This window comes from Microvirga zambiensis WSM3693, from assembly GCF_016735695.1.
Classification (GTDB): Bacteria; Pseudomonadota; Alphaproteobacteria; order Rhizobiales; family Beijerinckiaceae; genus Microvirga; species Microvirga zambiensis.
This window is the reverse complement of sequence record NZ_JAERQD010000010.1, coordinates 90,023-103,879: the sequence shown is the minus strand read 5'-3', so window position 1 is coordinate 103,879 and position 13,857 is coordinate 90,023. Positions and strand designations below refer to the sequence as shown.

At 60.3% G+C, this 13,857-nt stretch carries 10 protein-coding genes; 2 read left to right on the top strand and 8 right to left on the bottom strand.

Going from position 1 to position 13,857, the window contains the following annotated elements:
* Positions 1-9: 9 nt before the first annotated feature.
* The 8 genes from JKL46_RS10385 to JKL46_RS10350 all read right to left on the bottom strand — a co-directional run bounded on the left by JKL46_RS10385 (position 10) and on the right by JKL46_RS10350 (position 10,621).
* A complete protein-coding gene (locus JKL46_RS10385; protein ID WP_201832574.1) occupies positions 10-1,173 on the bottom strand; it encodes an acyl-CoA dehydrogenase family protein in 1,164 nt (387 codons plus the stop codon).
* Positions 1,174-1,196: 23 nt separating this feature from the next.
* The gene (locus JKL46_RS10380) at positions 1,197-2,051 is read right to left on the bottom strand and encodes an HTD2 family dehydratase (protein WP_201832573.1); all 855 of its coding nucleotides are present in this window, start codon (positions 2,049-2,051) and stop codon (positions 1,197-1,199) included.
* A complete protein-coding gene (locus JKL46_RS10375) occupies positions 2,048-2,875 on the bottom strand; it encodes an HpcH/HpaI aldolase/citrate lyase family protein (RefSeq protein ID WP_201832572.1) in 828 nt (275 codons plus the stop codon). Before JKL46_RS10375 ends, JKL46_RS10380 begins: the two co-directional genes overlap by 4 nt.
* Before the next feature lie 39 nt (positions 2,876-2,914).
* On the bottom strand, positions 2,915-3,838 hold the full coding sequence (locus tag JKL46_RS10370; RefSeq protein WP_201832571.1) for an SDR family NAD(P)-dependent oxidoreductase: 924 nt from the start codon (positions 3,836-3,838) through the stop codon (positions 2,915-2,917).
* A gap of 254 nt (positions 3,839-4,092) precedes the next feature.
* Positions 4,093-5,244, bottom strand: coding sequence for an acyl-CoA dehydrogenase family protein (locus JKL46_RS10365; RefSeq protein ID WP_201832570.1), 1,152 nt, complete (start codon positions 5,242-5,244; stop codon positions 4,093-4,095).
* Positions 5,245-5,251: 7 nt separating this feature from the next.
* A complete protein-coding gene (pimC, locus tag JKL46_RS10360) occupies positions 5,252-6,451 on the bottom strand; it encodes a pimeloyl-CoA dehydrogenase large subunit (RefSeq protein ID WP_201832568.1) in 1,200 nt (399 codons plus the stop codon).
* A 103-nt stretch (positions 6,452-6,554) separates the two neighbouring features.
* Positions 6,555-7,187, bottom strand: a complete 633-nt coding sequence (locus JKL46_RS10355; RefSeq protein WP_201832565.1) for a hypothetical protein — start codon at positions 7,185-7,187, stop codon at positions 6,555-6,557.
* A 62-nt stretch (positions 7,188-7,249) separates the two neighbouring features.
* Positions 7,250-10,621 carry a carboxyl transferase domain-containing protein gene (locus JKL46_RS10350; RefSeq protein ID WP_201832563.1) on the bottom strand — a complete coding sequence of 1,124 codons (3,372 nt, stop codon included), beginning with the start codon at positions 10,619-10,621 and terminating at the stop codon, positions 7,250-7,252.
* Between the two features lie 402 nt (positions 10,622-11,023).
* On the opposite strand from JKL46_RS10350, the gene JKL46_RS10345 reads away from it, so the two are divergent.
* Together JKL46_RS10345 and JKL46_RS10340 are read left to right on the top strand one after the other, a co-directional pair.
* A complete protein-coding gene (locus JKL46_RS10345) occupies positions 11,024-12,757 on the top strand; it encodes an AMP-binding protein (RefSeq protein ID WP_246529242.1) in 1,734 nt (577 codons plus the stop codon).
* A 118-nt stretch (positions 12,758-12,875) separates the two neighbouring features.
* Complete coding sequence (locus tag JKL46_RS10340; protein WP_343074039.1) at positions 12,876-13,853, top strand: MBL fold metallo-hydrolase; 978 nt, start codon at positions 12,876-12,878, stop codon at positions 13,851-13,853.
* Positions 13,854-13,857: the final 4 nt, after the last annotated feature.

Here is a 13,857-nt window from a genome sequence, read left to right as displayed (position 1 = left end):
GTGACGCTCCTAGAAGGATCGTGGCAGGCCGAGGACGTGCTCGGCAACGTAGGAGAGGATGAGGTTCGTCGAAATCGGCGCAACTTGATAGAGGCGGGTTTCACGGAACTTGCGCTCGACATCATACTCCGCCGCGAAGCCGAAGCCACCATGAAACTGCAGGCAGGCGTTAGCGGCCTCCCATGAGGCGTCCGCGGCCAGCAGCTTCGCCATATTCGCCTGGGCACCGCAATCCTGATAACTGTCGAAGCGATGTGCCGCCTCGAAGCGCATCAGGTTCGCAGCTTCGATATTGATATAGGCGCGGGCAATCGGAAACTGCACGCCCTGGTTCTGCCCAATCGGACGGTCGAAGACGATGCGGTCGCTCACATAGCGAGAGACCTTGTCGATGAACCAATAGCCGTCCCCGATGCACTCGGCGGCGATAAGCGTGCGCTCCGCGTTCAGCCCATCGAGGATGTAGCGAAAGCCCTTGCTCTCTTCGCCGATGAGATTCTCGGCAGGAATCTCCAGATCGTCGAAGAAGAGCTCGTTTGTCTCATGATTGACCATGTTGCGGATCGGGTTGACGCGCATCCCGCTGCGAAGCGCCTTGTTGACATCGACCAGAAAGATCGAAAGCCCATCAGACTTGCGCTTCACCTCGGCAAGAGGCGTGGTGCGCGCAAGCAGAATCATGAGGTCCGAGTGCTGCACACGGCTGATCCAGACCTTTTGGCCGTTGACCACGTAGCGATCACCCTTGCGGATTGCCGTCGTCTTCAGCTTGGTGGTGTCCGTGCCAGTGGTCGGCTCGGTCACGGCCATGGATTGCAGGCGCAGCTCGCCGCTCGCGATCTTGGGCAGATAGAACCGCTTCTGTTCTTCCGAACCATGACGCAGCAGGGTGCTCATATTGTACATCTGGCCATGGCAATGCCCGGCATTGCCGCCTGAACGATTGATCTCCTCCATGACGACCGAGGCCTCGGTCAGACCCAGGCCCGACCCGCCATATTCCTCCGGAATCATTGCGGCGAGCCAGCCTGCATTGGTCAGCGCATTGATGAACTCCTCCGGATAGGTGGCATTCTCATCATGCTTTCGGTGATACTCCGCCGGAAACTCAGCACAAAGATTGCGCAGCGCGTCTCGCATATCCTGGTGCGGGTCGACTCTTGAATTAGCCATTCTCGTCTTCCTGAATTCTTGGCTCAGCCTCGACGCAGCGGAAATGCTGCCTCCGCGGACATGACCAGCTGATCCTCTGCATTGGACGCCCAACATTTCACGACGCCATCTCCATCGGGCCGCGTTGCTCGAAACGTCAGCGGCTCGCCATCGAAGGCTGGAGAACTTGCACGGAATTGAAACCTCACTGGATCTGCGTCACCGGCCGTTTGGCAGGCTGTGCGCAGCAACATGGTCGCGACCAAAGGTCCGTGAACCACGAGGCCACGATAACGTTCTTCCTCAACGGCATATTTGCGATCATAGTGGATGCGGTGGCCATTGAATGTCACCGCGGAGTACCGGAAGAGAAGCACCGGATCCGGAATGCTCGTCAGACTGACAGCGGCATCCGCTGTCGGCGCACCGGGTGGCGTGCTGCCGGATCCCATTCCGCGATAGACCAGTTCCTGCTCTTCTTCGATAAGAATCGCTCCTTGCTCGTCGAATACAGTGTGAGCCACCGTTACGAAGACAAGCTCTCCGCTTCCACCAGCCTTCTCATTGATGCTTTTGATCGTCGAGCGCCTGACCAGATCGTCTCCGACCTTGACCGGCGCATGGAATGTCAGCCGCCCCCCTGTCCACATGCGCCTCGGCAGGTGATCGAATGGAGGCAGGAAGCCGCCACGTTTCGGATGACCGTCGGGTCCGATCCCATCCTGAGGCACGATGGCCGGGAAGAGCATCCAATGCGCGAGAGGGGAAAGCACGTCCGAAGACTTGGCTGCATCCGAGCCGAATATCGCTTCAAAACGGACGCGATCGGACGGGCGGGCTTTATCGGAAGCTTCCTCCGTCTTGCCGATCCATGCCTTGTAGGCATCTGAAGTGCTCATTGCCTGCCCTCCCCGAGCAGCCGATGGTGCAACGCAAGGGTCTGACGGGCGAGCTCGATCACAGGCCGATCCACCATCATTCCGTCGACCGTTATAACTCCCGAAACCTGGGCTGCGCTGGCCTCGACGATCTTTCGGGCGCGCTCAACGGCCTCTTGGGTTGGGGCAAAGACCCGTTCGACAACCGGGACCTGGCGAGGATGAATGCACAGGACACCGCCAAACCCGAAGGCGGCAGCGCGGCGCGCGTGACGGCGCAAAGCCTCGTCGTCCGTCATCTGCGTGCAGACGCCGTCAATGGGTGCCCGCAGCCCGGCAAGGCGGGATGCGAGGACCAGTTCAGTCCTGAATGACGCCAGCGGCTCGCCATCGTCGCGGATCTGCAGATCGGCGCAGAAATCGACAGTGCCGAATGCAAGGCGGGCAACGCCGGCAGCCGCGATTTCGCGGGCACAGGCCATTCCCTTTGCCGTCTCGATCAATGCGAAGATAGGAGTTCCGGCGTCAAGCGAAGAGCGCACTGCATCGACGTCGTGCGCCGTCTCCGCTTTTGCCAGAAGGACACCAGCGGGAGAAACTGAGCGAAGTACGGAAATGTCGCGCTCGAAATCCGGCGTCGTGCAGGCGTTGATCCGGACTATGGAGCGGGAGACGATCTCCGGCGCAACGGCGAGACATTGGCGCGCTGCCGCCTTGTCGCCGGGTGCGACCGCATCCTCGAGGTCGAGGATCGGCAGCGCGCCGCTTGCCATTGCCTTTTCAAATCGCTCCGGACGGTTACCCGGCACGAAAAGATAGGCAATCCGATCCTCGATCATTTCCATTGAGCGTCTCTCCTCCCGGCTGCAACTGGAGCAATCGTTCTAAATCGACGGCCACGAGAACACGTCGCGGGATTCCTCCGGCGGCGTGAAGCTGGAAGAGAACGCACCCTTCAGCTGCTCGCCGAGGCTCGCCGGCGTCCAGCCTTCTGAGCGATGGATCGCGCGGATGGGACGCGGCTGATTGAACAGGAACACCTCGTTCTTACGGACGCAGAAGATCTGTCCCGAAATACCGCTCGCAAGATCGGACAGAAGGTATGTCACGAGAGGGGCGACGGTTTCCGGCGTCAAAGTCTTGGCGCGTTCCATCCGAGCCTGCATCTCGGGGGTTTCGGCCGGGACCGAAGACACCATGCGGCTCCAGGCGAAGGGGGCAACCATGTTCGAGCGGACATTGTAGCGCGCCAGATCGAGCGCAATGCCCCTGCCCAATCCGACCAGACCCATCTTCGCGGCCATGTAGTTGGCTTGTCCCGTCTGACCGACCAGACCGGAGGTCGAGGTCATGTGGACATAGGCGCCGCTCTCCTGCTTGCGGAACTGTTGGGCCGCCGCGATGCTGAGATTGAACGAGCCGTTGAGGTGGACATTGAGCACATCCAGCCAATCGGATTCCTGCATCTTGTGGAAGATGCGATCACGAAGGATGCCGGCATTGTTCACGACGGCATCGAGCCGACCGAACTCCGAAAGGGCGTGATCGACGATGGCGCCGCCGTTCTTGTATTCGGTGATGGAGAGCGTGTTGGCCGCAGCCTTGCCGCCGGCCGCCTTGATCTCCGCGACCACTTCCTCGGCGGGGCCTGCGCTAATGCCTTCACCATCGAGGCTTGCGCCGATATCGTTTACGATAACGCTGCCTCCCTCTTTGGCAATCAGCATCGCGATGGCACGCCCGATGCCACGGCCCGCGCCGGTGACGATTGCGACCTTGCCCTCCATGGAGCGGGATTCACTTGCCATTGCTTTTAACCTCACACTTCAAATCATTGCTATTGAAGGTATAGGGACTGGTGCAAACTTCTGAGAAGTATAGCTGATCCTATGGGCCTATTATATGTTCCACTAGGCTGTGGATTCGGGACTGACAAGGATATCCCGGAGCGATGCACCGGGCATCAGCAGGCCTGCCGAAGACACATTTCGGCAGAGGGTGCGCGGCCGGAAGTCAAGATCGGCAGCAGGAATCCTGGATTGAAAAGCCTGTGGTGCAGCCGCTAGGCCACATCGAGAAGACCGCCCAGTTTTCCGAGGGACCGCAGGTGATGATCCGAATCGCCGAACATGACGTCGATCATCGTCATCCGCTTGAAGTAATGGCCGATGGCGAACTCCATTGTCATGCCAACGCCGCCGTGAAGCTGGATCGCCGTCTCGCCGACAAGGCGTCCGCTGCGGCCGATCTCGGCTTTGACTGCGTGCATCGCACGCGCGCGCTCCTTCTCATCTGCCTCTTCGGCCATCATGGCGGCATAAAGCGCCATCGATCGCGCCTGTTCGATGGCGACGTACATGTCGACAGCCTTATGCTGCAGCGCTTGGAACGAGCCGATCGGCATCCCGAACTGCTGGCGCGTCTTAAGGTAGTCCAGTGTGAGTGCCTGCATAGCAGACATCACGCCGACCGACTCCGCGGCAAGCGCTGCAATGCCTATGTCGACCACGTGCTGTATGATCGGCATTGCGCTTCCAGGATCGCCAAAGACGGCCGATGCGGGAACCTTGACCTTGTCCAGTGTCAGATCCGCGGCACCCAGGCCGTCATGCAGCCTGTAGCTCCGCCGCGAAACTCCTTCGGCATTGACGTCGACAAGGAAAAGGCCGATGCCCTCTCTGCTGCGGGGATTGCCGGACGTTCGCGCAGTGACAAAGATCTTGTCTGCGCTATCGCCGTGAATGACGATGCCCTTGGCGCCTGATAGCACATAGCCATCTCCATCCCGCTGGGCCGATGTTTCGACATGGGAAAGATCGTAGCGCGAGTGTCGCTCGGTGTGCGCGAATGCGATTTTAAGCAAGCCTTCGGAAATGGCCGGAATCAATTCTTCCCTTTGCCGTGAATCGCCGCCGAGACGAACGAAACCGCCTCCAAGCACGACTGTGGTGAGATAGGGCTCCAGCGCCAGCTTCTCGCCGAGCGCCTCCATGACGATCATCGTTTCGACGGAGCTGCCGCCATCGCCGCCGGTTGCCTCCGGGAAGGGCAGCGCCATCAGTCCCAAACCGGCGTAGCGGGCCCACATGGGCTGGCTCCAACCTTGAGCGCTCTCGAGATGGGCGCGACGGGCCTCGAAGCTGCAATGATCCCCGAGAAGGCGGCCCAGCGTGTCCTTCAGGATGGACTGTTCCTCGGTCAGGCTAAAATCCATTGTCCCCTCACAACCCCAGCACGGCCTTCGCGATGATATTCTTCTGGATCTCGTTGGTGCCGCCGAAGATCGAGAGCTTGCGATAGTTGAAATAGAGTGGGGCAGCATGCGCTGCGTAATCCGGACCGACCGGCTCGCCTCCGAGCGCCTCCCCATCCGCTATGCAGGGCATCGCGTGGGGGCCTACGACCTCCATCAGCAGGCGGGTCGTTGTCTGCTGCAGTTCGGTTCCCTTTAGTTTCAGGATGGAAGAGGCTGGATCGGGTTTGCCGGTGTTGCCTCGCCTCATATCGGCCGCGATGACACGCAGCTGCGTTATCTCCAGAGCTTTAAGCTCGATCTCGATCGATGCCAGCTTCTCACGGAACCGATGGTCTTCGATCAACGGCTTTCCGTCCACCATCTCCTTCGCAGCGATGTCGCGAATGCGTGCGATCCGCTGCTTCGATGCTCCGACTCGGGCAAGATTGGTGCGCTCGTTCCCAAGCAGGAACTTGGCATAGTTCCAGCCCTTTCCCTCCTCGCCGACAAGATTTGTGACGGGAACCCTTACATCCGTGAGAAAGACTTCGTTGACTTCGCGCTCGCCCTCAATCGTTACGATCGGCCGCACATCAATGCCGGGCGTTTGCATATCGATCAGGAGAAAGGAAATTCCCTCCTGCTTTCTGGCCTCCGGATCGGTCCGAACAAGGCAGAACATCCAGTCCGCATGCTGAGCCACCGAGGTCCAGGTTTTCTGGCCATTGACGATGTAATGGTCGCCGTCGCGAACCGCTTTCGTCTTGAGGGACGCAAGATCGGAGCCCGCTCCCGGCTCGGAGAAACCCTGGCACCACCAATCGTCCAAACCAATGATACGCGGCAGAAAAAAATCCTTCTGCTCCTTGTTCCCAAATGTATAGATGACCGGTCCAACCATATTGACGCCGAGCGCCAGTGGCTGAGGCGCCGGATACTTCTGCATCTCCTCAAGGAAGATGTATTGCTTCATCGGATCCCAGCCGGTGCCGCCATATGCGGCCGGCCAGTGCGGAACGGCCCATCCCTTCGCCTTGAGAACGCGCGTCCACGAGCGGAGCTGTTCCTTGCTCGGCAGTCTGCCGTCGGCAACGACCTTCCGCATGTCGTCAGGTAGGTTCTCGCGCAGGAAAGCGCGGACCTCTTCCCGGAAGGCGACTTCCTCATCGGTGAAGCGGAGATCCATCTCGTATACCTAGGTCCGGAATGCAGCCTTGCTGCGATACGCGTCGTGACGCCGAGTGGGGCCGACTATCGGCCCCACTCCTGGTCCATGCATCAATCGGGAATCACTCGGTGGGATAGGGTGCGATTGTGCCGGGAGTCCAATCCGGCTTCGGCTGGCCGATTGTCCACACTGGGGGAGTAATCGGCAGAAGCTTTTCGCGAGCCTCCTCGATCGTAATGACCTCGTCCGGATGCGCCTTTCGAAGGCTGCGATCGGCGCCGCGGTAGACACGCTCCTCCCGGAGGCGGCCGAGATCGTCATAGGGCCACCACATCATCTGCGTATTGGTGACGATATAGAACGCTTCCGGATCATCGATGTCATCCCCCATCTTACGAAGCAGCCATCCCGGCCAGAAGCGGTGCGTGACGTATTCGGTCATGAAGCCGTCATCCTTCACCGTGACATGACCGTCGGTGTGGTAGATGACCGTATTCTGCAGATCGACATAACCCTGATACTCGTCGCGGACCGCCTGCATGCCCTCGATGACACGCAAGCCTTGCGGCGAGTGGAAACGGTAGATCGGGTGCTCGACCATCATGTCAGGCGCGACGATGCCGTGCCAGAGGCCGCAGACCTCGAGATTGGCATGGCGGACATAGTTGTTCAGGATAGCGAGGTGACGGGGGTTCTCCGTCCGGGCGATGCATTCATCGACCTCTGCAAGCCGCTGGGTAATATCGAATTTCAAGGCGTTTCTCCTTCCATTCAAACCGTATGATCGGTCAATTCGTTATCGCAGGTTGCGCGATCTCACCATGTATCGATCCAAGGCCGCTTTTTCCCTTCCCGCTGCAAGGGTGACGGGGTGGCTCGAAGGGCTTCCACAACCATTCGCCGGGTTTCAGCAGGATCGATCACATCGTCGATCTCATAGACCGCGGCATTGCTCAGTGCCTTGCCGCGTTCATAAAGCTTGCCGACATAGTGCTCGTACAGCTTGCGTCGCTCTTCAGGATCCTCGACGGCGGCAAGCTCGGCGCGCTTGCCCAGCTTGATGGATCCCTCGAGGCCCATGCCTCCGAACTCGCCGGTTGGCCAGGACACCGCAAGGATCGGCTCGCGGAAGCCGGCCGCCGCCATGCCCATCGCACCGAGGCCATAGGACTTGCGCAGCACCACCACGATCACCGGGACGGTGACGTTCGACGCGATGACGAAGAGGCGGCAGCAATGACGCACCAGGCCTGTCCGCTCGTGTTCCGGACCGACCATGTTCCCCGGCGTGTCGCAAAGCGACAGGATCGGAATGTCGAATGCATCGCAGAGCTGCATGAAGCGCGCCGCCTTGTCGGCCGCATCGCTGTCGATCGCACCGCCAAGATGATTCGGGTTGTTTGCCATGACGGCCACCGGCCGCCCCTCGATGCGCATGAAGGCCGTGATGATGCCAACGCCGAAGTTCTGGCGCAGCTCAAGAACCGATCCCGCATCGGCGACGAGCTCGATCACCTTGCGGATGTCATAACTGCGCAGCCGGTTTTCCGGGATGGCGTGCCGCAAGAGCCGCTGGTCCTGGCATTCCCAGTCGTCCACCCGGCCCTGGAAATAGGAGAGGTACTTGCGTGCGACCGCAACGGCCTCCTCCTCGTCCTCGACCACGACGTCGACGACTCCGTTCGGTGCCTGGACACTGATCGGTCCGATCTCCTCCGGGCGATAGACGCCCAGCCCGCCACCTTCGACCATGGCAGGGCCACCCATGCCGAGCGTCGTATTGCGCGTTGCGATGATGACATCGCAGCAGCCCAGAACGACCGCATTTCCGGCAAAGCAACGTCCGGACACGACGCCGACCAGCGGCACCAGAGCGCTCATCTTGCCCAGCATATGGAAGGTTTCGACGACGAGGCCGCCGCCATGGCCCGTATCGGTATCGCCACCGCGTCCGCCGCCGCCTTCCGCAAAGACCACGACGGGCAGCTTGAGCTTCGTCGCCAGTTGCAGCATGCGGTCCATTTTCACATGGTTACGCTTGCCTTGCGTGCCCGCATAAACGGTGTAGTCATAGGACATCACCGCGCAGCGCGCCTTCTCATCCTCGAAGTGCTCGCCGTTGACGCGCGCCAGTCCCATCACGAGCCCGTCACCCGGTGCGACCTCGGTCATTTCCCGGTGGGTGGGTTTCGTCTGCTTCAGCGGAAGCGCCAGGGCGCCATACTCGACGAACGAATCCTCGTCGACGAGATCGGCAATGTTCTCACGGGCGGTGCGCTGACCGGTTTTGCGACGCCTTTCGATCGCCTGCGGACGATTCTGATCGAGCGTGAGTCCCTTGCGGTCGAGAACCTCGGCGAGGTCCGGCCGGATCACGTCGAGATCGACACTATCGGCACCGCTCGCGGAGCTGTCGACCTCATGCCCCGATCGGCTGACATTCACGAGCGGGCTGTTCTCGCTGACGGTATCACCGGCTGCGACGCTGATACCTCGAACGAATCCTGCATGCGGCGCACGTACCTCGTGCTGCATCTTCATGGCTTCGATGACGACTAGGAGATCGCCCTTGCGGACAGATGATCCGGGCTCGACACAGACCTGGACAACGCTGCCGAGCATCGGCGCACAGACCTGATTGGGATCGGTCGGCGCGGCCAACCGCTCCGGAACACCATTCGAAGAGAGGCCGGAGCTTCGGCCGTAATCGATGACGGCAAGTGGGTCGTTACTATTGACGCGGGCGCCCGCCAGGCGGGCTGCCGCGGCCGGCTCGAGGAAGCGGGAGCGCGGAGCGGTGGATTCCATAAGAGCGGCGATGTTCTCCGCAATGAAGGTTGTCGTGAATTCACCCGATGCGAAGCGCGGATTTCCGAGGATTGCCTGGATGAACGTGATGTTCGTATCGACACCGGAGATCCGGAACTCCGACAGAGCGCGCCTTAGAGACCGGCAAGCCCGTCCGAAATCTCCGTCGGGGGCCGTTGCGATGACCTTCGCGAGGAGCGAGTCGAAATTCGGATTCCAACTATAGCCTGCATAGCCGCATCCGTCGACACGAATGCCGGGACCGACCGGAGGCTGGAAAGCAGAGAGAATTCCATGCGAGGGGCGCGCGGAGCCATCGGCCATCATCGTTTCGGCATTGATGCGAGCCTGTATGGCAACGGCCTTGGGCGGAGCGACGCCGGGCCGGATCGCGATATCGTCAAGGCTTCGACCACCGGCGATCTGTAATTGCGCTGCGACAAGATCGAAGCCGGTTATCTGCTCTGTAACGGTGTGCTCAACCTGCAGCCGGGGGTTCGCCTCGATGAAACGGACATCGGCATCGCCGTCTGCGGAGGCGGAAACGAGAAATTCGAAAGTTCCAAGGCTGGAGTAACGAGCCTCGGCGGCAAGACGGAGAGAATAGTCTATCAGAAGCTCCCGAACCTTCGGCACGATGAAGGGAGCCGGTGCGATCTCGACCACCTTCTGACGCTGTCGCTGCAAAGAGCATTCCCGCTCCCACAAATGGGTCAGGCCGCCATGGCGGTCACCAACGACCTGCACTTCGATATGTCGGGCGTTCTCGAACAACCTCTCGACATAGACCTCGTCGCTTCCGAAGGCAGCCTTCGCCTCCGCCTGACAACGACGGTATGAATCGGGAAGCTCGTCAGCGCTGCGAACCGGCCGCATGCCGCGGCCACCACCGCCGGCCAGCGCCTTGATCATGACCGCGGCGCCATCGCCTAGTCGGGCAAAGAACTTCTCGACTTCGGCGAGCGTGGTTGGCCCTTGCGTTCCTTCGATGACAGGAACTCCGAGCTTGATCGCAAGGTCCCGCGCAGCGGCCTTGTCGCCGAAGAGCCGCAATGTCTCAGGGGACGGACCAACGAAGGAAATCCCGGCCGAGGCGCAGGCCTCTGAAAAGGCCGCATTCTCACTCAGAAAGCCGTAGCCGGGATGTATGGCGTCGCAGCCCGCCTCCAAGGCCAGTTCGACAATGCGAGCACCGTCCAGATAGGCCGCGACACCTGGCTTGCCGATGGCCAATGCCTCGTCAGCCATCGCGACATGCAGAGCCCTCTGGTCGTCATCGGAATAGATCGCCACGGATTCGAGACCAAGATCCGACGCGGTTCGAATAATCCGAACCGCGACCTCACCGCGATTGGCGATAAGCACCTTCTTAAGGCTCAAAGTACGGCCTCCCCAACTCGATCTTAGCGGCTTCTGTTCCGTGCATTACAGTCCGCGCGGCGGTCTGGAGCGTCCAATATTTTCCGCCTATAGGGCTATGAGCTGAATCCAGCGCGCAGATATAGACGCTGAGTATAGGGGGTACGCGAACCGCTATTTCGCGGCGCGCAGCGGAACCGTTACCTATTACGTAGGAAGGAGCGAATGGCGCTTTGCGCCAGCCGCACCGACAGGTTTCGGTATCGATCGAGGAAATCGTGTGAGCCACATCGATGGGGTGCCCCGCTCTGGACCGGCGCTGCAACATTCCCGCCGCCGGCACGGATTTGGGACTTTTATTCCGTCGAATAGCTTCGCTGACCGCAGGCCGCGCGCCGAGACAGCACGCATCAGGAAATCCCCATGAATATTGTTAGCGAAATGCCCATTCAAGCGGACCCGTCGAGCCTCGGTTCGGTTAAGGAGCTGGAAGACCTTTGGGAGAAGGCTTGGCCGGCCAACCTTCCGCGTGAATTGCGCTTTCCTCATGGTCGACGGGCAATCTGCGATTACCTGCGTGAGTGGGCGAAGGTCCACCCCGAGAAGCCGGCCATCATCTATTACGGGCGCATTATCAGCTTCGGCGAATTGGATACTTTGAGCGACAAGTTCGCTAGCCTTCTCCTCGCCAACGGCGTCAAGAAGGGCGACAGGGTTGCGGTTCTGCTCCAGAATTGCCCCCAGTTCAGCATTGCGTTCTATGGCATTCTCAAAGCCGGCGCTGTCTATACGCCGATCAGCCCGATGTCCAAGACCTTCGAGCTGTCTCACCAGCTGATGGATTCCGGAGCCCGGGTCATCGTTGCGCAGGATCAGCTCATTCCTCTCGTCAGGCAGGCCCGCAAGACGGGCCTGCTGGACACCGTGTTCGTGACATCGCTTGCAGATGTCTTGCCGGCCACTCCTGAGCTGCCGCTGCACGCCGACATCGCACGGGATCGTATCGCCTGCGCCGATGCAATCGATCTGATGCCCGCTCTCGCTGCCACGCCAGTGAACGGTCGCCTACCGTCCATCGATGTCAATGACCTGGCTGCGCTCAACTATACCGGCGGCACAACGGGTATGCCGAAAGGCTGCATGCATACCCATTTCAATATGCTCTATACGGGCGCGGCCGGTCGATTTGCCGCTCAGAATCCAAGCTCGGAGCTCCCCCTCGTCTTCGTGCCTCAATTCTGGATCGCTGGCGAGAACACGAGCCTCGTCGCCCCGATGATCGATGGCAACACGATCGTGCTGCTGACACGATGGGACGCGCAGGCGGTGTTGAAGGCCGTTGAGCTCTATGGCGTCACTCAACTCTCGCTGCCCGTCGATGCCGCGATCGAGCTCATCGATCGTCCTGATTTCAGCGAATACAACCTGTCTTCGTTGAGGTCGGTCCGGGCGATCAGCCTGATACGAAAGCTGACGATCGAACTGCGCAGGCGCTGGGAGGAGGCAACGGGGTTGATCCTGTACGAGGCCTCGTATGGCATGACGGAGACTCATACCAGCGATTCCTTCACTCTCGGAATGCAGGGCGACGATTTCGACCTCAAGGCGCGGCCGACTTTCGTCGGCCTTCCGGTTCCGGGAACCAAGTTCAAGATCGTCGACTTCGAAACCGGCGTACCGCTCCCGATCGGCTCGGAAGGCGAAATCTGCGTGCTCACGCCATCGGCGACCAAGGGGTATTGGAGCAACAGCGAGGCAACCGGGAACCTCATCCGAAATGGCTGGATCCATACCGGTGACATTGGGATGTTCAACGAACAGGGACATCTGCACTATCTCGGCCGGCGCAAGGAGATGATCAAAGTCAAGGGCATGAGCGTGTTTCCGGCCGAGATCGAGGCAATTCTCAGGCTGCATCCCGCTGTTCTCAACGTGGCCGTGGTGCCCCGCACCGATGCCGACAAAGGGCAGGTTCCGGTGGCTTTCGTCATTCCGCGCAATCAGGTCGAGGTCGATGAGCTTCGCACATGGTGCAAGGACCGCCTCTCGACATTCAAGGTGCCGGAGGTCAGGCTTGTCACCGAATTTCCCATGACCGGCACAGGCAAGATCAAGAAGGCGCAGCTTGCCGAGCTCGCGGATCAAGCCGCGCAATAGCCGGCCGCATATTTGGGTATCGCAGCAAATGGGATCGAACACCGCCTCCAAAACCAAAGCTGCCTCACACGAGGGCAGGCTCCATTTCCCCTTCCCCGAACCGCCTGGCCCTGGGGAGGTGCAACAAGTTGCGCCAGGCCTTTTGTGGGCTCAGATTCCACTCCCCTTCCAGCTCGACCACGTTAACGTCTATCTTATCGAGGACATTGGTGGCTGGGCGATCCTCGATACCGGCATCGACAATGACAGGGCGCGGACGGCGTGGGAGGCGTTGCTGACTGGTCCACTAGCCGGATTCAAGTTCACGAAGGTCATTGCCACTCACTATCATCCAGACCATATCGGCCTCGCGGGCTGGATGTGCGAGCGGTTCGATGTTCCCCTGTTGACGAGCCAGTCCTCTTATCTCGGCTGCCTCAACATCGCGCTCAATCCGGGCGCTCTCGAAGCCGCATTCTATCAGGATTTCTATAAGGAACACGGGCTGACGGCCGAAATGGCGAAGCTGATCAGCGGAAGAGGTCATTCCTATCTGCGCATGATCTCGCCGTTGCCCCTCACCTTCAAGCGCATCGTGGCAGGCGACACCCTGACCTTGGGAGCGCGAGCGTTCGATGTCCTGTCCGGTGACGGGCATGCGCCGGAGCAGATCATGCTCTATTCCGCCGAGGACAAGCTTTTGTTGGCCGCCGATCAGGTCATCGCGACGGTTTCTCCGAACATCAGCGTATGGGCGCCCGACCCGGATGGCGACCCGCTCGGCCTCTACCTGCGCTCGCTCGCCGCTCTCGAGCGGACGCTACCGGAAGACACGCTGGTGCTCCCTGGGCACCGGCTGCCTTTCCGTCGGCTGCATGAGCGCTGTCGGGAATTGACGGCTCATCATGAGGAGCGCTGTCTTCGGATTGCCGGGGCCTGTCGGACGGAAGCCAAAACGGTTGCCGACATCGTGCCGGTTCTGTTCAAAGGCACTCTCGACCCGCATCAGTTCACCTTCGCCTTCAGCGAGGCACATGCCCATGTCAATCATATGGTGGAGCGGGGCGAACTGACCTGGTGTGCGAAAGACGGAATACGCCGGGTCATCGCCGCCTGATAGC

Bases quoted from the DNA above. Each gene is read 5' to 3' on its own strand.
- JKL46_RS10385 (WP_201832574.1), bottom strand. From the start codon at position 1,173: ATGGCTAATTCAAGAGTCGACCCGCACCAGGATATGCGAGACGCGCTG.
- JKL46_RS10380 (WP_201832573.1), bottom strand. From the start codon at position 2,051: ATGAGCACTTCAGATGCCTACAAGGCATGGATCGGCAAGACGGAGGAA.
- JKL46_RS10375 (WP_201832572.1), bottom strand. From the start codon at position 2,875: ATGGAAATGATCGAGGATCGGATTGCCTATCTTTTCGTGCCGGGTAAC.
- JKL46_RS10370 (WP_201832571.1), bottom strand. From the start codon at position 3,838: ATGGCAAGTGAATCCCGCTCCATGGAGGGCAAGGTCGCAATCGTCACC.
- JKL46_RS10365 (WP_201832570.1), bottom strand. From the start codon at position 5,244: ATGGATTTTAGCCTGACCGAGGAACAGTCCATCCTGAAGGACACGCTG.
- pimC (WP_201832568.1), bottom strand. From the start codon at position 6,451: ATGGATCTCCGCTTCACCGATGAGGAAGTCGCCTTCCGGGAAGAGGTC.
- JKL46_RS10345 (WP_246529242.1), top strand. From the start codon at position 11,024: ATGAATATTGTTAGCGAAATGCCCATTCAAGCGGACCCGTCGAGCCTC.